Below are 23,069 nucleotides of genomic sequence, written 5' to 3'. Positions count from 1 at the left end.
GGGGCGAGTCAGCCTTTACTGCGCGATGGTCTTCACCGACACCCCACGCTCGACCGGCGTGGACGTACGCCCATACACATCTTCGAAACGCTCAATGTCATCTTCGCCCAAGTAGCTGCCAGACTGCACCTCGATGATTTCCAGTGGAATCTTGCCCGGGTTGCGCAGGCGGTGCACCGAGGCGATCGGGATGTAGGTCGACTGGTTCTCGGTGAGCAGGAACACGTTCTCGTCGCAGGTCACCTCGGCGGTGCCGGACACCACGATCCAGTGCTCGGCGCGGTGGTGGTGCATCTGCAGCGACAGGCTGGCGCCTGGCTTGACGGTGATGTGCTTGACCTGGAAGCGGCCGCCCATGTCCACCGAATCGTACGAGCCCCATGGGCGGTACACTTCCAGGTGGTTCTGGGTCTCGCTGCGGCCTTGCTCGTCGAGGGTCTTGACCATCTGCTTGACGCCTTGGACCTTGTCCTTGTGGGCAATCATCATGGCGTCCTTGGTCTCGACCACGACGATGTTCTCCAGGCCGATCACCGACACCAGCTTGCCGTTGCCGTGGATCATGCAGTTGCGGCTGTCTTGCACCACCACATCGCCCTTGGTGACGTTGCCGTTGTCGTCCTTCTCGTGCACATCCCACAGCGATGACCAGCAGCCCACATCGCTCCAGCCAGCCGACATCGGCACCACGCAGGCGCGCTGGGTCTTTTCCATCACCGCGTAGTCGATGGAGTTGTCCGGGCAGCAGGCGAAGGTGGCTTCGTCGATGTTCAGCACATCGCCGTCTGCCTGGCTGCGCTCCAGGGCCAGCACGCAGGTGTCGTAGATGTCGGCGTCGTGCTTTTTCAGCTCTTCGAGGTAGCGGCTGGCGCGGAACAGGAACATGCCGCTGTTCCAGAAGTAGCCCCCGGCCTTGACGAACTCGGCGGCGCGTTTCTCGTCGGGCTTTTCAACGAACTGCGCCACCCGCGCCACACCTTCGGGCAGCAGTGCGTCTTGGCTGGAGCGGATGTAGCCATAGCCGGTCTCGGGTTTGGTCGCCGGTACGCCGAACAGCACCATCTCGCCACGCTCGGCGGCCACGGTGGCCAGGGCCAAGGCGCGCTGCAGGGCTTTCTGATCGTCGATCACGTGGTCGGCGGGCAGCACCAGCATCAGGTCGTCGCGGCCTTCGCTGACCAGCTTCATCGCGGTCATCGCCACGGCAGGGGCGGTGTTGCGGCCGAACGGTTCCATCAGGATGCCCTGGGTTTTCAGCTTCAGTGACGAGAGCTGTTCCTGAACGATGAACGTGTGGTCCTTGTTGCAGACCACGATCGGCGCGTCCATGCCTTCGAACACCAGGCGCTGGAGGGTTTGCTGGAACAGCGTGTGCTCACCGGTCAGGGCCAGGAACTGCTTGGGGAACTGCTTGCGCGACAGAGGCCACAGACGCGAACCGCTACCACCAGAAAGAATTACCGGGATCATGATGTTTCTCCAATAAGGTCGTTAATGAGGCAGGGGATCAGTTAGTGGACACTGGGCGGGTGACCCAGACCGGCGACAGGCTGCTGCCGGAACCGGTGACGTACAGCACGGCAGCTTCGCCGCGCTCCAGGGCAACGGGTTTGACGTCGCTGACTTTCTTGTCGCCGGCATACAAAGCGAGGTTGACCTTGACCGGGTTGATCTCACGCTCGCCACGGCCTTTGGCGGCGACCGGTGTTACCACTTCGGTCTTGCCATCGGCGGTCTTCAGGGTCAGCGACTGGTCGCTGAGGTTCTGTACGCGTACCAGGGCTTTCTGCTTGTTCTTGAACGGCGGTTCTTCGATCAGTTGCGGGTTGCCGCTGCCGCTGTTGACCAGGGTGTAGTACTTGTCCGAGGCCAGCTTGACCGGCACGCTCTTGCCGCCCACCTGGGCGGTGTAATCACCGCCTGGGAGGAAGCTGAAATCGCTGCTGGCCTGGGCGCCGACCTGCTTGATCTGGGTGTTGCCGACCGAGGCGGCGGCAGGCGCGCTGGCGGCGTTGTACAGGCGCACGAAGGTCGAACCTTTCGGTGCGGTCGGGCCGTACAACGCGGCGTCGGCACCGGCGAAGGCCTGCATCGAGGCAAGGGACAGGCCTGCTGCGAGGGTGAGGGCTTTGGCAATGGAAGTCTTGGTAGTCATGTGCATTTCCTCTCTTTCGATCAGTGGTTCGTCCGGGTGGACGACAGGGCCAGGTTTTCTTCGGATTTACGGGAGTTCTTCAGCTGGGCGATCCACTGCGGATCGAAGCTGCTGAGGTCGTTTTTCATGGGCAGATAACGTTCTGGGAATTCCCACACCACGACTTGTGGCGCGGCATTTTTGAAGGCATCGCTTTGCAGGTACTTGAGCATCGGCAGCAGTGGGCCGTGGCCGTCTTCGGCGTAGTTGGCGACGTCGCTGCGCAAGGCTTGCTGCAAGGCGCCGAGGAAGTTCCAGTGCGGGTTGGCGCTGTAGCTGGTGCCGACCAGTGCGACCGGGATCTGGCTGTCGGCGAACAGCGCGTCGCCCGCATCGCCAGTGGCTTCGGCTGGGCGCGTGGTGCGTTGCTGCAGGTTGTCCGGGCTCGGCAGCAGGTTGCTGAACAGCGGGTCCAGTGGCAGGAAGTTGGTCAGGTCGCCTTTGTAGGGCGCCGTGTTACCGGCTTCGGTGATGAAGGTTTGCGGGTCGCCATTGAGCAGGCTCTGACGGCTGACCGCTTCGGCCAGAGTTTGTGCGGCGACTTCGGCGCCCATCGGCGTCCAGTGCGTGTCGGTACGCAGGAACACCTGGCCGCGGGCCTTGGCCTGCTCCATGGGCGCCATCAGGTCTGGGGCGAACACGTTGGCCTGGCGGGCTTGGGCATGGAAGCGGTTGTACAGGTCGTCGTGCAGGCTGGCGGGCAACTCCTTGCCGACGTATTCGGAATAGACCCGCGCCTTGGCCGGCACGATTGCCAGCACCAGCTGGCTGCCGTGTTGTTGCAGGGTGTCGCGCACGCCACGGATCAGCGCCAGGTTTTCCTGCATCAGTTGCTCGGCACCGGCGGTGGGTTTGAACTCTTCATCGCTGAACAACCACTGGTCGCGGCCCAGCACCACGCCCGGGCGGCCTTCGTTGAACAGCTTGAAGTCCAGCGCCGCCCAGAGGTTGGTGCCCAGGCGCTTGATCGGGAACTGCTCGTCGTAGTGGGTCTCGGCAGCCTTGGCCAGCTTGCCGTTGAGCAGGGTCATCTGCGCAGTGCGCTGGAAGCTTTCCAGGCCGCCGGTGGACCAGGCGCCCATGCCGACCAGCAGGCCGATGAACGACAGGGAATAGGTAATGCGTAATGTCCGGGTCATGGTCATCAACCTCAGAACTGGAAGTAAAGGAACGGCGAGTAGCTCTGCGCCGAAAGCTTGAGGATCGAGGCCACGAACAGCAGCAGGACCAGGGCGCGGGTCATCACCCGGGTCCAGTCCAGGCCGATCGAGCCGTCGGCGTTGACCTGCACTGGGGTTGCCTTGGGTGTCGGCTTGGCATTGCGGTAGAAGTCGCGCAGGCCGAAGAACGCCAGGGTGAGGTAGGCGATGACCAGGGTGGCCACTTGCAAGCCGGTCAGCTGCGCGCGGTTGAGCTCCGACAGCTGCCATTCACCAAAGCTGAACATGGCGGCGTACATGCGCCCGGCCACGTGCAGGTTCTCGGCGCGGAAGATCACCCAGCCGACCACGACCAGCAGGAAGGTGAAGGCCCACTTGACCGGGTTGAAACGCTGCGGGTTGGTGTCGATGCCCAGCGCCCGCTCGATCGCCAGCCACATGCCGTGCCAGGCGCCCCAGAGGATGTAGGTGAAGTTGGCGCCGTGCCACAGCCCGCCCAGCAGCATGGTCAGGAACAGGTTGCGGTAGGTGTTGAAGGTGCCTTTGCGGTTGCCGCCCAGGGTGATGTACAGGTAGTCGCGCAGCCAGGTCGATAGGCTGATGTGCCAGCGGCGCCAGAACTCGGTGATCGACTGGCTGATGTAGGGCTGCTTGAAGTTCTCCATGAAGCGAAAGCCCATCATCAGGCCCAGGCCGATGGCCATGTCGCTGTAGCCGCTGAAGTCGAAGTACAGCTGCGCGGTGTAGGCCAGGGCGCCCAGCCAGGCATCGCCGGTGGTCGGGTTCTGCAGGGTGAAACAGTGGTCGGCCACCACCGCCAGGGTGTCGGCGATGAACACTTTCTTGATGAAGCCCTGCATGAAGCGGGTGCAGCCTTCGGAGAACTTGTCCAGGGTGTGGGTGCGGTTGTTGAACTGGTCGACCAGGTCTTTGAAGCGCAGCACGGGGCCGGCGATCAGGTGCGGGAAGATCGCCACGAACGCCGCGAAGTCGATCAGGTTGCGGGTGGCCGGGGTGTCGCCGCGGTACACGTCGATGATGTAGCTGATCGACTCGAAGATGTAGAACGAGATACCGATCGGCAACAGCACGTGGGTGAGGATGAACGGCTCCAGGCCGAACGAGGTGATGATCGCATTGAGGCTGTCGACGCCGAAGTTGGCGTATTTGAAATAGCCAAGGATGGCCAGGTCGACGCCCACGCCCAGCAGCAGCCAGCGCTGGGCCGGTTTGGTACGCACGCCGGCGGCGCCGACTTTCAGGCCGATCCAGTAGTTCCACAGGGTCACCCCTGCGAACAGGGCGAGGAAGTCCACCCGCCACCAGGCATAGAAGATGTAGCTGGCGATCAGCAGCAGCAGGTTGCGATAGCGTTGCCCGCTCAGGTAGTACAGGCCGAGAAAGATCGGCAAGAACAGGAACAGGAACACGTTGGACGAGAAGACCATCCCGGTTCTCCTAATTTGTTCACAGCATCCAGGGCAAAACGCCCCCCAAACCCCCCAGTCCATGACTGAAGAGCGATTCATTTCCTGTGGGAGCGGGCTTGCCCCGCGAAGGCGTCAGCACAGGCGACGCTTTTTCCCTTTCGGGCCCATTCGCGGGACAAGCCCGCTCCCACAGAGATCAGCCCACAGTGGGCTGTTACTTCTTGCTCTGTGCGCTCGGGTCATAGACCCGGGTCAGGTTGCCGCCGAGCCTGAAGCTGTCGAACGGCTGCATACCGTGCTTGCGATCAAGGGTGTCGCCGACGCACTGGTACAGCGCGCACCAGGGCTCGAGCCAGGCGTACTTGCTGTCGACCTTGAGGTCTTTCATGTCCTGTTTTGCACCGGCGCGTTCGGCGAAATGTCGCGGGTCTCGGGCGCCGGCCAGCACGCCTTCACCCAGGCGCTGCAGGGCGAAGTTGTTCTCACTGCGCAGGTCCACGCCATTGACCTTGGCGAAGCTGGCGATCATCGCCAGCGGTGGCAGGGCATAGTTGTGGTAAGCCAGGGCGCGCTGCTTGCGTTTGATTTCGTTGGGCAGGAAGCCTTGGTCGTCGATCTGGTTGGCGCCGACCTTGTATTCCTTCACGGCCCAGTCGAACAGGTCGCGACGGTCGGTGGCCACGGCGGTGGCCATCACCGACCAGGCCGCCCAGTAGCTGTGGTTGTTGATCTTCTCAAGCGGCAGGTCGCTCCAGTCGCGCACGGTCTGCTCGGCCAGGCGGGCGAACCAACGCTCGATCTGCTCGGCCTCGGCCTGGTGCGCGGCCAAGGGCTGCGCGTTGGAGAACTTCAGGCGCAGCCACGATCCACTCATGCTGCCCAGTGCCCATTTGCGCATCGACTTGCCGGTGTGGTTGTAGTCGGTGGACAGCAGGGCGTCGGCCCGCGCCCAGGTTTCGAGCCAGGTCAGCGTGCAGTCGAGCTGCGCTGGGCGGCCGTCACGCATGTACTGGCCGACCATCTTGCTGACGCCTTTCTCCAACGTGGTGATGTCGGCCGTGGAGTCGCGGAAGGCTTTTTCCGAGGCCACATTGAGGGTCGCCCGGGCCTTGTCGGAGCCTTCGTACTTGCTGCGAAACTGCAGCGCGCCGGTGTACGGCTTGGGGGCGGGTTCGCAGCGGAACTTGCCATCGCTGGTCTTGAGCTTTTCGATCCCCTCGTAGTAACCCAGGGGCGGTACCAGCGCGGCGTGCGCGGCGCCGCCGAACAGGGCCAGGCTGAGCAGGGCGGGGCTGATGAGTCGCTTGAATGGGGTCATGGTCGCCTCACTGGCCGGCTTGCGCGGTTTGCGCAGGCACGGCGAAGTTGTTGCGTTTGCAGAGTTTGGCCTCGACCTTCTGGGTGCCTTTCTCCGGCCCCTGGACCTCGAAGGCCAACAGGTTCTGGCTGGCCCAGTCTTCGTCTTCGCGCATCTGGAAGACGAAACGGCCGTCGGTGTCGGAGGTTTCCGGTTTCTCCAGCTTGATGTCCTCGTGGCGGCCGTTGAGGTACCAGAGGGTAGCCTGCAGCACCTTCACCGAGGGGTCTTCGAACTTGACGTCCATCTGCAGGTTGCGGTTGATCAGGTCTTTGATCACACCGCCCTTGCCGTTGACCATCAGCTCGTTCTTGCCGGGCTTGAGCGTGGTGCTGGCGCTCATCAGCGCCGGGCGTGCGTCACAGCCATCGTCGAGCAGGCCGAGGATCTGCCGCCAGATGGTTTCCTGGTCCAGGCGATACAGCGGGGAGAACTCCCAGATCAGAATCTTCGGCGGGTTTTTCTGGAACTCTTCGCTGCCCAGGTACTGGATCATCGAGCCTTCCAGGCCACCGCCAGGGAAGGCGACGTTGAGCACGTCGGCGCCGATGTACTGTTCGAGGAAGCCCGAGAAGTTGTAGTTCTTGCCGCTGTGGCTGGTACCGACCAAGGTGATCTGCGCGTTGCCGCCATCGCCGAACAGGTCGTCGCCGCCGCTCGCGCCTTTTGGCTCGGTGGCGAACTGGTCCATGTACTGCACGGCGTAACTGGTGCCGCAGAGCTGGCCGGCGACGTTGTGCAGGGTGCCGGTCTTGCCCATGCGCCCGGACTTCTTGGTTTCGAATTCCTTGCGTGGGATGCCTTCGAAGGCCGGCATGTGGTGCACGGTGTCGGCCACGATCTTGGCGGCGCGCTCGGCGCCATACGGCGTCCAGTGCTGGTCACCGCGGAAGTAGAAGTCTTTGCCCTGGTCGGCGGCGGCCAGTTGCTCGTTGGTCAGCGGCGACAGGTCGGGCACGTTGTAGCCCATCTTGCTGAAGCGCTGGAGCATGGCCTGGTAGTTGCCCAGGGCCTTCTGGTAGTCGAAGGCGGCTTTTTCTTCCGGCTTGAGCATGTTGCGGTTCACCAGGCCACGGGTCGGCTGGTAGACCACGACCAGTTCCACGCCGCGTTTTTTGAACGCGTCGTGCACCTGTTGCAGGCGCTTGTAGCCGGCGGGGGTGGTGTTGAACTCGGTGCGCAGGTCCTCGCGGGTACGGAACAGCCAGTCGCCCTGGGCCTGTACCAGCGTGGTGAAGTTCTGCTGGTAGCGGGTGGTGTAGCGGCTGGCGTCGTGCGCCTCGGGGCACAGTTGGCAGCAGGGTTCGGCGCTGAACGTCGGGGCTTTCACCTCGTCGGCGCGCACGCCCTGGCTGATCGCCAGAAGGGCGGCGGACAGGCCCAGCAGTTTCATCAGGTGTGGAGTCATGGTCTGGGCTTCCTTAATCGATCATTTCGGTCTGGCGTTCGACCGGGTCGATCAGCACAGCCTTTTGCTGGCGCACCAGCAGGTCGAGGATTTCGTCCTGGCGCTCGCCGAGGATGCCGTTGAGGCTGATGCCGTTGGCCTTGCGCGGCGCGAGCATCGACACCTTGTACAACTCGACCGACAGCGGCGAGTCGATCGACAGCGGCCCGGAGCCGTTGGCCGCCAGCTCACCGCCCACCACGATCAGCGAGACTTTGGTGTCGAACGGGTCGAGGGCGATGTCGCGGTCGGTGTCGGACAAGTCCTTGATGTGCCCGTAGACACCCACCAGGCCATTGGCCATGGCGACGTTTTCGTACAGGCGGATGTTCACGCTGTTGCGCACGCGGATGCCGTGGCGGCGGTTGTTGATCAGCTTGTTGCCCCAGATCAGGTTGTCGCCGCTTTCATACAAGGTGATGCCGTCGGTGTGGTTGCGGTAGATCTCGTTGTAGGCGATCAGGTTGTTGACGCTGTTACGGTCGATCACCACGCCCGAGAGCTTGTTGTCGTAGCTCTTGTTGTTGATGATCCAGCTGTCGTTGACCTCACGCGAGACGATGATCCCGTGCTTTTTCTTGGTGCCGTACACCGTGTTGCCGGCGATGATCAGGCGGTGCGAGCGGTCGTGCGGGTCGATGCCGTAGACGATGTTGTCACGGTAGGTGTTGTCCTTGACCACGAAGTCCTGCGTCTCGTAGCAGTAGAAGCCGTACCACATGTCACTGAACTCCGAGCCGATGATCCAGCCGGTCGGCTCCGGGCGGCCCATGCGCTTGGCCATGTTCGGCGTGTACTGCGAGATGCTCACACCGTACGACTTGGACTTGGCGTAGCCGAAGCTGGCCATCTTGGTGTTGACGATGTAGGTCTCGGTGCCGCCCCAGGACAGCAGGAACGGGCGGAATTCCTTGGGCGAGCGGAAGGTCGCCGGGCCGTTGTCCTTTTCGCGCCAGCCGGTGACCTGGGTGTCGCTGACGAACAGCTTGCCGTCGTTGACCAGAAACGCGCCGCCCTCCTGGGACAGGCGCAGTTGCTTGACCTTGCCGTTGATTTCGAGGATGCCCTTCTGCCCAACCACGATTGGCAGGCGCGCCAGGTACACCCCCGGCTCGACTTCGCTGAGGTACTGCTTGGGTACCTTTTTGCTCAGCTCGACCAGGTCGACATGGCCGTCATCGACGAAGATCGCCTGGGGGATGCCGTGCTGACGTTGCACCCATTCGGCGGCCTTGTTGTCGCCACCGATGAACTCCTTCAGCGACTCTTCCTGCAGCATGCGGCGCACGCTGACTTTGCCTTTGTGGCGGCGGTCGATCTTGTTCTGCACGGCCTCGGCAGTGAAGCCGGTGAGGTCGGGCAGTTTCGGTGGGTCCATGTGCAGCGGCTCGGTGGGCGCGCTGGACACGGTGTAGGTCTTGGCCTGCTGCAGTTCCTTGGCGATCACCGTGGGTTCTGCGGCGACGGCAAGGCCTGAGGCCAGCAGCAAGGCGCTGGCCAGGAGGCTGTGACGTAGGTGCGGGTGAAGGGGCATGACAAGAAATCCTCTACCGGCCTCAGAAGCGCCAGATCACGTCGACAAAGGCACGGTGCATGTACGAGTCCGCTTCCTTGCCATAGGCGTCACCTGGCTTGAACACACCGGCGCGCAGGCGCACCAGCGCGGACGGTTCGTCGATTGCCTGGCTCATCGAAGCGGGCAACAGGCCCTGCTTGAAGTACTTGGTGACGACCACGTCCATCTCCTGGCCGAGATCTTTTTCGCCATTGATCAGCGGGCGGTTCACGCCGTTGTCGTTGACCGCAGCGTTGATGCCGCTGGAGCCAATGTTCTGCTCGCCATCGACGCGCCAGAACTTGTGGTAGATCAGGCTGGCGTCGTAGTCGTCGCGCAGTTGCCACGAGGCAAACAGGGTGGCCGCCTGCAGGTTGCCCAGCTCGCCACGGAAGGCCTCGCCGAAGCGGTGCACGCGCGAGCGGGTACCGGTGAAGTTGGAGCGGTTGCTCTCAAGGCCGGTCTGCTCAAAGTTGTTCGAGCCGTCATCGCCACCGCCGCCGCTGCCACGGGCGTAGGCCGCACCGACTTGCCAGTTGGGGTCAAGGCGCAGGCGGATGCCGAGGTCGGTGGCCCAGGCGTTGACGTCGCCGCTCTGCTTGCCGGTGGCCACTTGATCGTCGCCCACCTGTTGGCTGCTGAGCTTGTCGCGGTCACCGGTCAGCCAGGTCAGGCTGCCCCAGTAGTTGACGGTGTGGTCGTTGCGCCAGTTGTAGGCGTCACTGTTGGCTTCCAGGCCCAGCCAGGTGAGGTCGCCGGTGCGGGTCTTGTCGAGCGCGTCGATCGTCTCGCCGGGGCTTTTCAGGCTGCCGCTGTCATGGGTGTGGTGGGCACGCAGGCCGACCCAGTGGCCGGGGGTCCATTGCGTGGCGACGTTACCGTAGAGGTGCGTGCGGTCTTTGTCTTCCGGGGCCAGTTCGGTGAGGTCGGTGCGGTACTCGCTGAAGCGCTGGGCCACGCCCAGGTCGGCCTTGAGCAGGGTGGTGTCGAAGGTCCAGTTGAGGGCTTCGATGTTGGTGTCGCGCCACATGCCGTCGTCGCTGCGCAGGCGCTGGCGGCCTAAGCGCAGTTGCTCGCCAGGGTACTGGGTGAGGCCGCTGTAGCCGACCCAGAACTCGCGCATCGCCAGGTAGCTTTTGTCCGGCTTGCGGCTGTCGTCACCGGTGTCGGTGGTGGTGCCGTCGTCGTTCTGGCGCAGGGTGTCGGTTTCGATGGTGTCGGTGGCCGCGACGGCCTGGCCCATGGCGTAGGCGCTCCAGTTGCCGCGCTCGCCGTACACCCAGGGGCGCAGGTCCAGGCCGAGGCCGTTGACGTCACCGCCGGGCCGAGTGCCGAGGTCGCGATCGTCTTCCGACTGGCCGGTGATTTTCACGTCCAGGCCGAAGTTTTTCTGCGCGGTCATGTCGGCCAGGGTCGGGCAGGACCACAGCAGGGCGAAGCTCAGGCCGATGCCGGCTTTCACGAAGGGATTGAGCGTCATAGCGAGTCCTCACCGTCTACTTCTTGTTCGTCGTCTTGCAGGGCTTCGAGGGCCAGGGTGCTGTTGGCGCCCTGGGCAATGCTGCCGCGCGCCTGTTTTTCCTGCGTCAGCAGGGTTTGCGCCTGGCTGCGCTGGTCTGGCGTGAGTTGCTGATCGAGTTGCTGCAGCAGTTCGGCCGACTGTGGCGTCGGGTTGGCCTGCGACAGTTGCGCGAACACCCAGGCGTTGCCAGGTTGCGGGCGGATGCCATGGCCTTCGCTGAACAGCTGGGCCAAGGCATAGTCGGCGCTGTTCTGGCCGCCACGGGCGGCAGCGAGCAGGTGGTCGACGGCCTTCTGTGGCTCGACATTGCCCAGGTAACCGCGGCGGTACAGCTGGCCCAGGTAGTAATGGGCGCTGACCTCGCCAGCGTCGGCGGCGGCCTGCAGGTGCTGTTCGGCTTTTGCCGCATCGGCGGGCAGCGTCTTGCCTTCGTAGTAGAGGCGGCCCAGCAGCAGTTCGGCGCGTGGCTGTTCGGCTGCGCGGCCTTTGTCGATGTAGGCCAGTAGCTGGTCGGTGTCGCCCAGCTCGGGGAAGTCGTAGACCAGTTGCGCAAGGCTCACCCACGACGCCGGGTTGGCCGGCGCCACCTGTTCGAGCAGGTCCTTGGCGGTTTTTTCGTCGGTCTGGCCGAGGCTGCGGTCAGCCAGCACCCGGGCGACGCTGTCGACCCGGGAGGCCGGTACGGCGCCGCGGGCATAGGCCGCCTTGAGCTGGCCGAGCAGGGCGGCTTGCTGGTCGGGCTGGCCGCGCTTCTGGTACACGGTGGCCAGTTCGACGTAGCAGATGTCGGTGGTATTGAGCGCGGCCTTGCAGATGCTCTCGACCTCGCCCAGGTGCTGGTCGTAGGTGCCCTGGGTGCGATACAGCAGCACCTGGGCCAGGCCCGCTTCCGGGTTGCCGGCGGCGCGCCACTGGTCGATCTGTTGCTGCGCGTTGACGTTGGGGAAGCTCTGCGGGTATTGCAGGTAGAGCATCGCCAGCGGGATCAAGGTATTGCTTTCGCCTTGCTGCGCGGCGCGTTTGAGCAGCGTTTCGGCCTCTTCACGTTCAGCCTGGGTGCTGTCGGGCTTGGCCACCAGCAGGCGGCCTAGCCGAGCCTGGGCCCGTGGCGACGTGGAGGCTGCGGCGCGGTAGGTGGCCTCGGCTTGCTTGATCTGCGCCGGGTCGCGGGTGGCGACCTTGATGTCGGCCAGGCCGACTTGCGCATCGCTGTAGCCGAGGTCGGCCAGGGCTTTGTAGTTGCGCTCGGCCAAGGCTGTGTCGCCGCGCTTGAGGGCTTCGTTGGCCAGGCGCTGGTCAGGCAGGCCGGCACAGCCGGCGAGCGTGATGGCCAAGGCAAGCGTGCCCCATGTGAATGGGCGAGCGCTGCGCGCCCGTTCGCGGCACAAGGCCGCTCCTACTGGTTTTGCGCCAGGCGACAGGTGGGGGAGCGACTCGGGCCTTGTAGGAGCGGCCTTGTGCCGCGAACGAGCGCGCAGCGCTCGCAAAACAGGCAACATTGATGCAATAGGCATGACGCGATCGGGCTCAGTCATCGGCTTGTCCTCTTACAGCCCACGGGCCACGGCTTTGTCGATCAGCCAGTTGAACGACGGCCCGCGGTCGCTGCTGACCGAAGCAGGGCGCCCGGCAAGTTCTGCTGGCAGGCCGCTGTCAGGTTTGATCTGCACACGGATGTCGGAGGCCAGGTCTTCGCTGTTGAGGCTGGCGCTGCTGACGATCTGGCCGGTGCGCACTTCGTCTTCGCCGGCCACCTGGAAGTTGACCCGGGTGCCGGGCGTGACCTCGTCGAACTGGCGGTAGCTGAAGCGCGCTTCGACCATCGGGTTGGTGGTGCGTGGGATCAGCTGGAAGATCGGTTGGCCCTTGGCGGCGTACTGGCCGTCATCCACCAGCTGGCGGGCGACCACGCAGTCGCAGGGGCTGGTGAGGGTGCCGGAAAGCTGCTTGCCGAACAGTTCCTCAACCTTGGCCGGCTCCAGTTGCGAGTCGTCCAGGTGGCCTTTGAGCATGTCTAGCATGCTGGTGCTGAAACTCGCCAGGGGCGCGCCCTTTACCACTTGGCCACCGCTCTCGACCAGGCTGTTCACGGTGCCGTCGCGGGGCATGGTGACGCTGGTGGTGGGCACTGCGACCACGCCAGCTTCGGCGTGGCTGACGAAGTACATGCCGTACAGCGACTTGGCAACGAAACCGAAGGCGGCCACGCCGATCACGAACACGCCGAGGGTCACGCTGACCGCTTTGAGGCGGCCGAAGGCGGTCAGGCCCGCACCGCCATCCTTCTGTTTGCGCGCCTTGGTGAAGTTGTCGCGCTGCAGCGTGCTGAGCACATCACCGATGCTGATCAGCTCACCCGACAGGTGGCTGGTAATGATGTGCCGCAGGGTGGCGATGTCGCGCGGCTCCAGGTTCTGGAACTGCGCGCCGGTACGGCCATTGCTGGGGTTGAAGGAGCGCACCTGGAACTCGATGTCGATCGACAGGCCCAGGTTGTCGACCACGAACTGCAGCCGCCCGCGCAGCACATCGCCCACCGACAGTTGCTGTTTGGTGTGGAAGCTCAGGCCACCGGCGGACAGGTCATCGACCTTCACTTCGTGGGTTTGGCGCTGGTTATCCAGAAAGCGCAGCTTGGCTGGAATGCGCACCCGGGCGTGTTGGCGCTGGGCTTCGGACTCATGCACGACGTTGACGTTCACGGCGGTATTCATGGTGGTTTGTTCCTGTTAGATCCGATCCGGTTGGGCTCACACGACCATGAACAGCACAGCAACGAAGATGCTGGCCGCCGAGAAGGTCATGGTCCGTGAGGACCAGGTGTTGAACCATTGTTGAAAGCTGGCGAGGTCACGTTTGAGGGCAGTGGGCTGGCGGGTCCAGGACTGCTTGTCGAGGCGGAAGAACACGTAGATCTTCATCATCGCGCCGACGATCTGGTTGTAATAAAGGATCAGCGGATAGGCCGGCCCGACCTTGTGCCCGGAGCACAGCAGCATCACGGTCAGGATCAGGCGAGTGATGCCGATCCACAGCAGGTACACCAGCAGGAAACCCAGGCCAAACTTGAGGCTGGCGATCACCGCCACGGTCAGGCCCAGCAGGCTGGTCCACATCGACACGCGCTGGTCGAACAGGACGATGCTGGTGAACAGCCCCAAGCGCCGCAGGCCCAGGCCCAGCGCGCGGGAGTTCTGCCGCAGGTTGTTGCCGTACCAGCGGTACATCAGTTTGCGGCTGGCCTTGAGGAAGCTTTTTTCTGGCGGGTGCTCGACGGTGTTGATGGCGGCATCCGGCACGTAGAAGGTGTCGTAGCCCAAGCGCATCAGGCTGAACCAGCTGGACTTGTCGTCACCGGTGAGGAACTTGAAGCGGCCCAGCCGCCAGTGCATCAGCGAGTCGCTTTCGACGTCGGCGATGAACTCGGGGTTGGTCACCACACTGGCGCGGAACATCGACATGCGCCCGGTCATGGTCAGCACGCGCTTGGACAGGGCCATCGAACACATGTTGATGTGGCGCTGGGCGAAGCGCAGCTTGTGCCACTCGCTCATGATGTAGCCGCCGCGCACTTCGCAGAATTCGTTGGTGGTCAGGCCACCGACATTGGGGTAGAGCTTGAACCACGGCACGGTCTTGCAGACCACGCCATCGGCCAGCACGGTGTCGCCGTCGATCACGGCCACCACGGCGTTTTCGTCTGGCAGCATCCGCGAGATGGCGCGAAAACCATAGGCCAGGCCGTCACGCTTGCCGGTGCCGGCGATGCGCACGATGTCCAGCTTGACGTGTGCCGGCGGGTTGTATTTGGCCCACAGGCTTTTCACCAGCAGCTCGTCCGACATCTCCACCAGCGAGCAGACCACGGTGGTGGGGAAGCCGCAGTTGATGGCTTCGCGGATCACCGAGCTGTACACCTGCGCGGTGGTCAGCGCATCGATACGAAAGCTGGTGACCATCAGGTACACGTGGGACGGGTCCGCAGCCTTGCCCAGCTTCTGCACTTTGCGGCGCAGGTACGGGTAGACGGCGTACAGGAAGATCATGCCGCGGATGAAATGGGTGGCGCCCATCGAATAGCGCCAGATGCCGACTGCGCCGACCAGGAAGATGAAGTGCTTCGACTGCGAGTCGAAGATATCGGCCGGCAGGGCCAGGGCGATCAACATGAGCAGGCTCATGTAGAGCAGCCACCCGGCGCACTGCAACAGCACTGTCTGGAGCCTTTGCATGTTCAGCATCCGTCGCGAAATCAGGGAAGGAAGGGCAGCGCGTGTTCCCTGAGGAGCACCTGCGCTGCCCGGCCAAGGGTGTTACCAGCAGATGCCTTCGGTACGGCTGGTGCCGCAGGTGGCTTTGCTCATGAAGCCCACCAGGTCGATCACCTGTTTGCCTTCCGGCGCTTGCTGGGCAAGGGCGCGGAACTGCTCGTCACGGTTGCCCAGGACGATGATGTCGGCGTTGTCGATGACCTGCTGGAAGTCGGCGTTGAGCAGCGAGGAAACGTGCGGGATCTTCGATTCGATGTAGTCCTTGTTGGCGCCGTGAACACGGGCGTACTGGACGTTCTCGTCGTAGATGCCCAGCTGGTAGCCCTTGCCGATCAGGCGCTCGGCCAGTTCCACCAGCGGGCTTTCACGCAGGTCGTCGGTGCCGGCCTTGAAGCTCAGGCCAAGCAGGGCGACCTTGCGCTTGTCGTGGGCTTCGATCAGCTCGAAGGCGTTCTGCACCTGCGACTCGTTGCTGGCCATCAGCGAATCGAGCAGTGGCGCTCGCACGTCGAGGCTGGCGGCGCGGTAGGTGAGGGCGCGCACGTCCTTTGGCAGGCACGAGCCGCCGAAGGCGAAGCCTGGGCGCATGTAGTACTGCGACAGGTTCAGTACCTTGTCCTGGCAGACCACGTCCATCACGTCGCGACCATCGACACCCACTGCCTTGGCGATGTTGCCGATCTCGTTGGCGAAGGTGACCTTGGTGGCGTGCCACACGTTGCAGGTGTACTTGATCATCTCGGCCACTTCGATCGGCTTGCGGATGATCGGTGCGTCGAGTTCTTCGTACAGGCTTTGCAGCACGTCGCCGCTGGCGCTGTCCAGTTCACCGATGACCGTCATCGGTGGCTGGTCGTAGTCCTTGATCGCGGTGCTTTCGCGCAGGAACTCAGGGTTGACTGCAACACCGAAGTCGACCCCGGCCTTTTTGCCCGAGCAGTCTTCGAGGATCGGGATCACCACGTTCTTCACGGTGCCCGGCAGCACGGTGCTGCGGACCACGATGGTGTGGCGGCGGGTGGTGTCACGCAGCACGTAGCCGATTTCGCGGCACACCGATTCGATGTACTCAAGGCCCAGGTCGCCGTTCTTCTTGCTGGGCGTACCGACGCAGATCATCGACACATCGCTGGCGCGGATGGCCTCGGCGAAGTCGGTGGTGCCGCGCAGGCGGCCATTGGCGATGCCCTGTTGCAGCAGTGCTTCCAGGCCAGGTTCGACGATGGGCGACTTGCCCTGGTTGATCAGGTCGATCTTGGTGCTGGACACGTCCACACCAATCACTTCATGGCCTCGCGCCGTCAGGCAGCCTGCACAGACCGCCCCTACATAACCCAAACCAAAGATGCTGATACGCATCGCTATCACCTCATGTGTGTTTATCACGCCGGCTCCTTCGGAAAGAGCCGGGCCAGGTTGATTAACAACAGTTTTTGGGCGCACGGGTCCATGGCGAATGCACACTTCGCCGAGCGCAGGCAAAATTATTCCGGAGCGCGAAAAGTTATGCGCTCAAACTTGGCAGTAAAAAGCCATTATTAAAAAACGTGCCTTGGCGTGCAGCCGTCTTTATTGCAATGCGCTACGTGGCGCGCTGCTGTGCTTGTTTTTTCAAGTGGATAAATCCTTTGAAATCAACCACTAGGACGATTTGTAAGGGCGCGTCTCTCCTGCGTGGACAGGGCTCTTGGGGGGTGCCCGTTATACCTGTCGAAGTTGCTGTGGCGGGCAGTGGATACCTGCCGTTGTCATCTGTAAGTCATCTCTCACAGCCCAGGGGCAGGAAAATCGTTACGGCACTATGAGCGATCCGGTATGACAGAAGTTCCTGGCTGGGTTTTGCCCGGATGAAAGATTTCTAAATAATTCTTCAGTGATAAATAGTTTCAATCTGATAGCACTGGGGCGTTTCGTCCCGGTATATAAAGGGCGAGATTGAGGGGGGATGTTTTAATGCCAGTATCGAAAAATATTTTTCAAAAAACGTCAAAAAAGGTACGAACGGTCTTATGGCGTTTGGCGATAAAGGGTGGGTTGGTGGTTTTTTGGCGTCGGGAGTGTGACGTAGTGGCGGTTTGATTCGGGGCCGGTGTGGGGGCGGTTGGTGGCTATTTGCCGTGATGGATTGTGTGGGGGTTGGTGCCTGGCGGGGGATTTTCTGGGGTTTCGAGATCGAGCGCCGCCCGCGCGGCGCATCGCACCATAGAATCTCCTACGTTTGTTTCGGGCCAGTCACGCCTGTGAAGGCGGCGCGCGACCGCCTCCCACAAAGTTAATTGGCCCAAACAACTGGAGCAGCCTTGTGCTGCGAAGCGCCCCGGGGCGGCGCTCGGTCTTGAAGCCGCAGATGTCATGTCGGGCAACTGGCTGCCTCTGCCCCAATTTCGGATATGTACCCCCGTATCAAAATAATACAGCGATTACAGTCAGGTTTCGCTGAGCGCTGTAAGTTATTTCTCTGTACAGAGTAATCCTGTCCTTTACGCGAACGCGATACTTGCTCGCTAGCGCGCCAAATACCTGAGGCCGTTTGGTAAAAGGCTCTTACAAGCTATCAGATCTGTTAGTAGTTTCACGGGTAAAACTTATAAACACTGGCAGGCAATTCGGGGGTGTGCACTGTAAAAGAAGGAGTTAACGATGGAGCGTGATAAACGCACGGCACGGTATTTCTATCAAGGGAATAAGTTGGCTAGCGTAGAAAAGGCTACACAGGATTGTACAATTGTCCGCGTCGCGAAACAGCCGTTAGCAGAGTGTCGCTCCAGCGATAGCTTTGTAGGTTTGCTGGCGGTTGATAGGGCAGGGTCTGTAATTCAACACATGCAGAGAAGCGACGGGGAAAATTGTGCCTATTCAGTATATGGGTACGCCCCGCTGCCCAGAGCGCACCTGGCCCTGGGGTTCAATGGCGAGCAGCTGGAGCCGAGCACCGATCGCTATTGGTTAGGCCAGGGCTATCGGAAATACGATTCTCGGTTAATGCGATTTCTTTCGCCTGACCGAATAAGCCCTTTGGGCGCAGGCGGGCTGAATGCCTATGGTTACTGTACAGGCGACCCTGTTAATTATAGTGACCCTAGCGGGCGCATGAGAGATTGGGTCGCATTTTTGCTTTACAGGAAGAAGCTGGCGAGTATACGTAGTCATCTGAAAATGGTAAGGCGGAGGCTGGATGTTGAAAATGAAACTTATGCCAAGCGATTGAAGCGTTTCGACAAAGAGTCGACTACGGAAAACCACAGAAGGTTAACGAAAACAGAAGATAAGCGTGACAAGGCTCAGGGAGAGCTGGACTACTATCAAGAGCAAGAAAAACACTATAGGTATAAAAAGGCGAAGGCCCGATATGCGGGTCACACTGAAGAAGCACTGCATAAGAAGCTGCTAGATAAGAGAGGCTGGAATATCGGTGCTGCAGAGCTTCAGCGAATAGCTACAGCGGTACGTAGTTATTAGAGGTTGGGGTGAGTGTGCGTAGGTTTCGTGGTAATGGAACAGTGTGAGCGTATTGAGAGAAATGTCCGAGATTGTGACGAAAGGAGCAGCTAGGGGTTCTGCTCCTTGCATCAAATGTGTCTCTAGACGTCCGGCTGATCCCGCAAAAACACCAGATGATCCGCCTTCGACTGCTCGGCACTGTAGTAGTACCCCTGCACGTCGAACTGCTTCAACTGCTCCGGGTCGCTGATGCGCTGCTCGATCACGAAGCGGCTCATCATCCCGCGGGCTTTCTTGGCGTAGAAGCTGATGATCTTGTACTGGCCGTTCTTGAAGTCCTTGAAGTCGACGTTGATCACGCGGGCCTTCAGGGCGCTACGTTTTACCGCGCTGAAGTACTCATTGCTGGCCAGGTTCAGCAGCACGTCATCACCTTGGTCGGCCAGGGCCTGGTTCAGCCATTCGCTGATGCGCGTGCCCCAGAAGGCATACAGGTCCTTGCCGCGGGCGTTGGCCAGCTTGGTGCCCATTTCCAGGCGGTACGGCTGCATCAGGTCGAGCGGGCGCAGCAGGCCGTAAAGGCCAGAGAGCATGCGCAGGTGGTCCTGGGCGTAGCTGAAGTCGTCTTCGCCAAGGCTCTCGGCATCGAGGCCGGTGTACACGTCACCTTTGAACGCCAGCAACGCTTGCTTGGCGTTGGCCGGGGTGAAGTCTGGGGTCCAGCTGCCGAAACGAGCGGCGTTGAGGCCGGCGAGTTTGTCGGACAGGTGCATCAGTTCACTGATCTGGGCGGGCGACAGCTCGCGCAGTTGCAGGATCAGTGCCTGGGAGTCGTCCAGGAACTGGGGCAAGGTGAAACGCTCGGTCACCGGCGGGGTGTCGTAGTCGAGGGTCTTGGCGGGGGAAATCACCGTCAGCATCGGGTCGGCTCCTGGAATCGTTGCCGGGGATTCTACGGGCTGGGCCTGGCAAGTCCAAACTATGCCGACGATAGTCACAGACCATCGCCAAGCCAGGCGCTATAGTGCGCGTTTTGCTGTTGCGGAGCTTCCCACCGTGCGCATTGCATCGGCCTTGCTGGCCACGCTGTTGAGCCTGGCCGTGCAGGCCGCCCCATCACCCCAGGCAAGCCTGGACCGCAGCCTGTGGCCCGAGCAGTTGGACAGCCCGGCGCTGTTCGATGTGGCCTCGCGGGCCGAGATCCTCTCGTTCGCCCAGGTGCTGCACGAGAGCGAACTGCTGGACGATGGCGCACTGGCGGCCCGGTTAGGGTTGCGGCAGATCAACCTGCAAAAGGTCCGCTTGGTGCGGGCACGCCTGTGGCAGCGTTTGTGGCAGGGTTATCAACAGGCCCAGCGCAGTTGCGAACAGGATGCTTCATTCTGCTACCCGGTGACGTCCATGACGGAGTTGCGTACACAGGCTGCAACGTTCGCTGCAGATGTCGGCACGTTTTATACCGGCTGGATCGAGCCGAGCCATCAGTTCCATGTCCATTACCTAGATGAGCAACTGCGCAAGGCAGCCCTGTTGCCGAACACCAGCAGCGAGGTCGAGCGCCTTTCCAACCGGGAACGCAATGGCGATGAGCTCAACGATCGCATGTTCCTGCTGACCTTCGTGGGGGGGCCAGGGAACGACGGGGGCTATACCGATACCCTCACCCATTACCTGCGTCGGCAAAAGCTTGAAGGCACGTTCTTCGTGCTTGGCAATCGCCTGCAGCAACGCCGTGACGCTGCCACCGTGGAGGCCCTGCGACAGCTCTATCGCGGGCAATGCGTGGGTATTCAGGGCTGGGAGTACCGCTCTCATGCCCAGTGGCAGGGCTGGCAGGATTCGTTGCGGCGCAGCCAGGCGCGGGTGCAGGCTGACCTGCCGGCGCAGTACGTGCCGCTGTTCCGTCCGCCTTATGGCCAGCGTCGAGCCGATGGCGAAGCGTTCATGGCCAGCCAGCAGTTGCAGGTGTCGTTGTGGGATATCGATGCCCAGGATGAGGGCCCGTTGAGCGCAGAGGCCTCGGCGCAGCGGGTGCTGACCTTGATGCTGCTGTGGCGCAAGGGGGTGATCCAATTCCATGACAGCCTGCCCAAGGCACAGCCGGCGGTGGAATGGTTGTTGCGCAGCACCGCTCAGAGCGGCATTGGCTGGGAGGGCTGCCACGCTTATGGGCATCGTGAGCAGGGGGACTAATATCTGACTGTAGACCTCACTCGCCCCCTCGCCAACCCCTGTTCGTCAATCGGAAAAATAAACTTCACCTGCGCGTAAAAATGCTTTTTTTAGTCATCGTTTATGCGGTATGAAGAAACCAGACAGCCGAGCCCTGCAGCACAGGTGGCGTCATCCACCGTGTCAGGTTCGCTTCCCGCCCGTAGCAACGCGGATACGGGAAGACCGGCAGTCACTCTGCGGCGCAGCAGACCGCGCCGTGTGGCTTCGACATAAGGTGACCGAGTATGGATGACCAAGGACGCAACCCTTCCTCCAGCAAGCCAATCCTGTATGTGCTCGATACCAACGTCCTGATTCACGACCCCAACGCATTGCTCAACTTCGAGGAGCACCACGTCGCCATTCCGATGACGGTGCTGGAGGAACTCGACAAGCTCAAGACCGGTAAACAAAGCATCGCCGCCGAATGCCGCCAGGCCATTCGCCTGATCGACCAGACCTTAGGTAACGCCTCGCCCAGCGATGTCGAGCAGGGCGTGCCGATCCAGCGTAACAAGAGTGGGCCCAAGGGCTTCCTGTCCATCCTGATGACCCCGCGCAACGAGCCGAACAAGCTGCTGCCGGAAAACCTCAACGACAACATCATCATCAACCAGTTGCTCGAAGTACGGGCCCGGCGCACCGACCTTGACGTGGTGCTGGTCACCAAAGACATCAACATGCGCCTGAAGGCGCGCGCCTGCGGTATCGCGGCCGAGGACTACAGCACCGACCAGTTGGTCGATGACGTGTCGCTGTTGTCCAAGGGCTACCATTCGGTCACCGGCTCGTTCTGGGACCGGGTCAGCAAGGTCGACACCCGCCAGGAACGGGGCCGCACCTGGCATCGTGTGCAAATGATCGACAACCTGCCGGCAGTGCACATCAACGAGTTCATCATCGATGAACAAGGCTTCGTCGGCTGGATCAAGGGCATCCGCGATGATGAACTGCTGCTGCTCGACCTGCATCAGGAACCCCTGTTGCACCAGGAAGCCTGGGGCCTGAAACCGCGAGACATCCATCAGAGCCTGGCCCTGTTCGCCTTGCTCGACCCGGATATCCACCTGGTCAACCTGACCGGCGCCGCTGGCTCGGGTAAGACCATCCTGGCCCTGGCCGCGGCCATCGAGCAGACCATGGTCAGCAAGCGTTACCGGCGCATCATCGCTACCCGCAGCGTGCAGGGGCTGGACCAGGAGATCGGCTTCCTGCCGGGCACCGAAGCGGAGAAGATGGAGCCCTGGCTGGGTGCCATCACCGACAACCTCGAAGCCTTGCACATGGATGACGAGAGCACTCACGGCAGCGTCGAGTACATCCTTGAGCGGGTGCCGCTGCAGTTCAAGTCGCTGAACTACATTCGCGGTCGCAGCTTCCAGCAGAGCCTGATCCTGATCGACGAGTGCCAGAACCTCACGCCGCACCAGATGAAAACCATCATCACCCGTGCCGGTTCCGGTTCCAAGGTGGTCTGCCTGGGCAACCTGGCGCAGATCGATACCCCTTACCTGTCCGCGACCAGCTCGGGCCTGACTTACCTGACCGAGCGCTTCAAGGACTTCCCCCATGGCGTGCACATCACCCTGCAGGGTGTGCCACGGTCGGTGCTGGCCGAGTACGCCGAGTCGCATCTGTAACCCACCCAGCCGGGCGGTACGCCGCCCGGCCTCTTCGCGGGACAAGCACCGACAGTACATGCCACTGCTCAAACCTGACCCACAGGTTTACACTCTGTGTTCCCTTCACAGGAGCAGAGCAGTGCTGACACATCTTGATTCCCAGGGGCGGGCCAACATGGTCGACGTCACTGAAAAGGCCGTGACCGAGCGCGAGGCGATTGCCGAGGCGCGGGTGCGCATGTTGCCGCAGACCTTGCAGATGATCGTCGACGGTGAGCACCCCAAGGGCGATGTGTTCGCCGTGGCGCGCATTGCTGGTATCCAGGCAGCGAAAAAAACCAGCGACCTGATCCCGCTGTGCCATCCGCTGATGCTGACCAGCGTCAAGGTCGAGCTCAGCGCCGAAGGGCAGGACGCAGTGCGCATCGTCGCCCGCTGCAAGCTGGCCGGCCAGACCGGCGTCGAGATGGAGGCACTGACCGCTGCCAGCGTTGCCGCGCTGACGATCTACGACATGTGCAAGGCCGTGGACAAGGGCATGGTGATCGAGCAGGTGCGCCTGCTGGAAAAACTCGGCGGCAAGAGCGGCCACTACAAGGTGGACGCGTGATGAAGGTCAAGGTGATGTATTTCGCCCGTTACCGGGAATTGCTCGGGCTCGATGCCGAACGCGTGGAAGGTGACTTCACGGTGATCGACGATGTGCGCAAGGCGCTGGTGGCCAAAGGCGGGCACTATGAATTGCTGGCGGAGCAGAACCTGATGTGCGCGCGCAACGAAGAGCTGTGCCGGCTCGACGAGCCGCTGCAAGAGGGCGACGAAGTGGCGTTCTTCCCGCCGGTGACCGGAGGCTGAG

18 protein-coding genes are annotated in these 23,069 nt (G+C 62.1%); 5 read left to right on the top strand and 13 right to left on the bottom strand.

Features of this window, described 5'->3' with window-relative positions:
• Positions 1-15: 15 nt before the first annotated feature.
• The 12 genes from MFF34_RS00860 to MFF34_RS00805 form a co-directional block, all read right to left on the bottom strand.
• Positions 16-1,470, bottom strand: a complete 1,455-nt coding sequence (locus MFF34_RS00860; RefSeq protein WP_238209582.1) for a mannose-1-phosphate guanylyltransferase/mannose-6-phosphate isomerase — start codon at positions 1,468-1,470, stop codon at positions 16-18.
• Between the two features lie 37 nt (positions 1,471-1,507).
• The gene (locus MFF34_RS00855; protein WP_027595301.1) at positions 1,508-2,155 is read right to left on the bottom strand and encodes an alginate O-acetyltransferase AlgF; all 648 of its coding nucleotides are present in this window, start codon (positions 2,153-2,155) and stop codon (positions 1,508-1,510) included.
• 20 nt (positions 2,156-2,175) lie between these two features.
• The gene (locus MFF34_RS00850) at positions 2,176-3,333 is read right to left on the bottom strand and encodes an alginate O-acetyltransferase (protein ID WP_238209574.1); all 1,158 of its coding nucleotides are present in this window, start codon (positions 3,331-3,333) and stop codon (positions 2,176-2,178) included.
• Positions 3,334-3,344: 11 nt separating this feature from the next.
• Positions 3,345-4,802: an MBOAT family protein gene (locus MFF34_RS00845; RefSeq protein WP_238209572.1), complete on the bottom strand. Its 1,458-nt coding sequence runs from the start codon at positions 4,800-4,802 to the stop codon at positions 3,345-3,347.
• Positions 4,803-4,998: 196 nt separating this feature from the next.
• Positions 4,999-6,102, bottom strand: coding sequence for a mannuronate-specific alginate lyase (locus MFF34_RS00840; protein ID WP_238209571.1), 1,104 nt, complete (start codon positions 6,100-6,102; stop codon positions 4,999-5,001).
• A 7-nt stretch (positions 6,103-6,109) separates the two neighbouring features.
• Complete coding sequence (locus MFF34_RS00835; protein WP_085273970.1) at positions 6,110-7,549, bottom strand: alginate O-acetyltransferase; 1,440 nt, start codon at positions 7,547-7,549, stop codon at positions 6,110-6,112.
• A 13-nt stretch (positions 7,550-7,562) separates the two neighbouring features.
• Positions 7,563-9,122, bottom strand: a complete 1,560-nt coding sequence (algG, locus tag MFF34_RS00830; RefSeq protein ID WP_238209569.1) for a mannuronan 5-epimerase AlgG — start codon at positions 9,120-9,122, stop codon at positions 7,563-7,565.
• A gap of 22 nt (positions 9,123-9,144) precedes the next feature.
• A complete protein-coding gene (locus tag MFF34_RS00825) occupies positions 9,145-10,623 on the bottom strand; it encodes an alginate export family protein (RefSeq protein WP_085273971.1) in 1,479 nt (492 codons plus the stop codon).
• Positions 10,620-12,179, bottom strand: coding sequence for an alginate biosynthesis TPR repeat lipoprotein AlgK (algK, locus tag MFF34_RS00820; protein WP_238209762.1), 1,560 nt, complete (start codon positions 12,177-12,179; stop codon positions 10,620-10,622). The genes MFF34_RS00825 and algK overlap by 4 nt, the downstream gene beginning before the upstream one ends.
• Positions 12,180-12,212: 33 nt before the next feature.
• The gene (locus MFF34_RS00815; protein ID WP_027595309.1) at positions 12,213-13,379 is read right to left on the bottom strand and encodes an alginate biosynthesis protein Alg44; all 1,167 of its coding nucleotides are present in this window, start codon (positions 13,377-13,379) and stop codon (positions 12,213-12,215) included.
• A gap of 36 nt (positions 13,380-13,415) precedes the next feature.
• A complete protein-coding gene (locus MFF34_RS00810; RefSeq protein ID WP_172960386.1) occupies positions 13,416-14,897 on the bottom strand; it encodes a glycosyltransferase family 2 protein in 1,482 nt (493 codons plus the stop codon).
• 81 nt (positions 14,898-14,978) lie between these two features.
• Positions 14,979-16,295 carry a nucleotide sugar dehydrogenase gene (locus MFF34_RS00805; protein WP_027595311.1) on the bottom strand — a complete coding sequence of 439 codons (1,317 nt, stop codon included), beginning with the start codon at positions 16,293-16,295 and terminating at the stop codon, positions 14,979-14,981.
• A 1,281-nt stretch (positions 16,296-17,576) separates the two neighbouring features.
• Here MFF34_RS00805 and MFF34_RS00800 point away from each other — a divergent pair.
• On the top strand, positions 17,577-18,395 hold the full coding sequence (locus MFF34_RS00800) for an RHS repeat-associated core domain-containing protein (protein ID WP_238209567.1): 819 nt from the start codon (positions 17,577-17,579) through the stop codon (positions 18,393-18,395).
• A 122-nt stretch (positions 18,396-18,517) separates the two neighbouring features.
• Here the strand turns inward: MFF34_RS00800 and yaaA are convergent, their stop codons facing one another.
• Positions 18,518-19,297 carry a peroxide stress protein YaaA gene (gene yaaA / locus MFF34_RS00795; protein WP_238209565.1) on the bottom strand — a complete coding sequence of 260 codons (780 nt, stop codon included), beginning with the start codon at positions 19,295-19,297 and terminating at the stop codon, positions 18,518-18,520.
• Positions 19,298-19,433: 136 nt separating this feature from the next.
• Here yaaA and MFF34_RS00790 point away from each other — a divergent pair, with 136 nt between their 5' ends.
• From MFF34_RS00790 to moaD, 4 genes are all read left to right on the top strand, one after another.
• Positions 19,434-20,570, top strand: a complete 1,137-nt coding sequence (locus MFF34_RS00790) for a polysaccharide deacetylase family protein (protein WP_238209563.1) — start codon at positions 19,434-19,436, stop codon at positions 20,568-20,570.
• A gap of 266 nt (positions 20,571-20,836) precedes the next feature.
• A complete protein-coding gene (locus MFF34_RS00785) occupies positions 20,837-22,231 on the top strand; it encodes a PhoH family protein (RefSeq protein ID WP_027595314.1) in 1,395 nt (464 codons plus the stop codon).
• Positions 22,232-22,352: 121 nt separating this feature from the next.
• The gene (gene moaC / locus MFF34_RS00780) at positions 22,353-22,823 is read left to right on the top strand and encodes a cyclic pyranopterin monophosphate synthase MoaC (protein ID WP_027595315.1); all 471 of its coding nucleotides are present in this window, start codon (positions 22,353-22,355) and stop codon (positions 22,821-22,823) included.
• A complete protein-coding gene (gene moaD / locus MFF34_RS00775) occupies positions 22,823-23,068 on the top strand; it encodes a molybdopterin converting factor subunit 1 (protein WP_238209760.1) in 246 nt (81 codons plus the stop codon). Before moaC ends, moaD begins: the two co-directional genes overlap by 1 nt.
• Position 23,069: the final 1 nt, after the last annotated feature.

The sequence above is a fragment of the Pseudomonas sp. PAGU 2196 genome, from assembly GCF_022179005.1.
GTDB lineage: Bacteria > Pseudomonadota > Gammaproteobacteria > Pseudomonadales > Pseudomonadaceae > Aquipseudomonas > Aquipseudomonas kermanshahensis.
Note: the sequence above shows the minus strand (reverse complement) of the source record. Positions and strands in the feature narration are given on the sequence as shown.

Excerpts from the sequence above, each read along its gene's own strand:
- MFF34_RS00785 (WP_027595314.1), top strand. The coding sequence starts at position 20,837 with ATGGATGACCAAGGACGCAACCCTTCCTCCAGCAAGCCAATCCTGTAT.
- MFF34_RS00800 (WP_238209567.1), top strand. The coding sequence starts at position 17,577 with ATGGAGCGTGATAAACGCACGGCACGGTATTTCTATCAAGGGAATAAG.
- algK (WP_238209762.1), bottom strand. The coding sequence starts at position 12,179 with ATGCCTATTGCATCAATGTTGCCTGTTTTGCGAGCGCTGCGCGCTCGT.
- MFF34_RS00850 (WP_238209574.1), bottom strand. The coding sequence starts at position 3,333 with ATGACCCGGACATTACGCATTACCTATTCCCTGTCGTTCATCGGCCTG.
- moaD (WP_238209760.1), top strand. The coding sequence starts at position 22,823 with ATGAAGGTCAAGGTGATGTATTTCGCCCGTTACCGGGAATTGCTCGGG.
- MFF34_RS00855 (WP_027595301.1), bottom strand. The coding sequence starts at position 2,155 with ATGACTACCAAGACTTCCATTGCCAAAGCCCTCACCCTCGCAGCAGGC.
- MFF34_RS00805 (WP_027595311.1), bottom strand. The coding sequence starts at position 16,295 with ATGCGTATCAGCATCTTTGGTTTGGGTTATGTAGGGGCGGTCTGTGCA.
- MFF34_RS00825 (WP_085273971.1), bottom strand. The coding sequence starts at position 10,623 with ATGACGCTCAATCCCTTCGTGAAAGCCGGCATCGGCCTGAGCTTCGCC.
- MFF34_RS00860 (WP_238209582.1), bottom strand. The coding sequence starts at position 1,470 with ATGATCCCGGTAATTCTTTCTGGTGGTAGCGGTTCGCGTCTGTGGCCT.
- MFF34_RS00810 (WP_172960386.1), bottom strand. The coding sequence starts at position 14,897 with ATGCAAAGGCTCCAGACAGTGCTGTTGCAGTGCGCCGGGTGGCTGCTC.
- MFF34_RS00840 (WP_238209571.1), bottom strand. The coding sequence starts at position 6,102 with ATGACCCCATTCAAGCGACTCATCAGCCCCGCCCTGCTCAGCCTGGCC.
- MFF34_RS00845 (WP_238209572.1), bottom strand. The coding sequence starts at position 4,802 with ATGGTCTTCTCGTCCAACGTGTTCCTGTTCCTGTTCTTGCCGATCTTT.
- algG (WP_238209569.1), bottom strand. The coding sequence starts at position 9,122 with ATGCCCCTTCACCCGCACCTACGTCACAGCCTCCTGGCCAGCGCCTTG.
- MFF34_RS00815 (WP_027595309.1), bottom strand. The coding sequence starts at position 13,379 with ATGAATACCGCCGTGAACGTCAACGTCGTGCATGAGTCCGAAGCCCAG.
- MFF34_RS00835 (WP_085273970.1), bottom strand. The coding sequence starts at position 7,549 with ATGACTCCACACCTGATGAAACTGCTGGGCCTGTCCGCCGCCCTTCTG.
- yaaA (WP_238209565.1), bottom strand. The coding sequence starts at position 19,297 with ATGCTGACGGTGATTTCCCCCGCCAAGACCCTCGACTACGACACCCCG.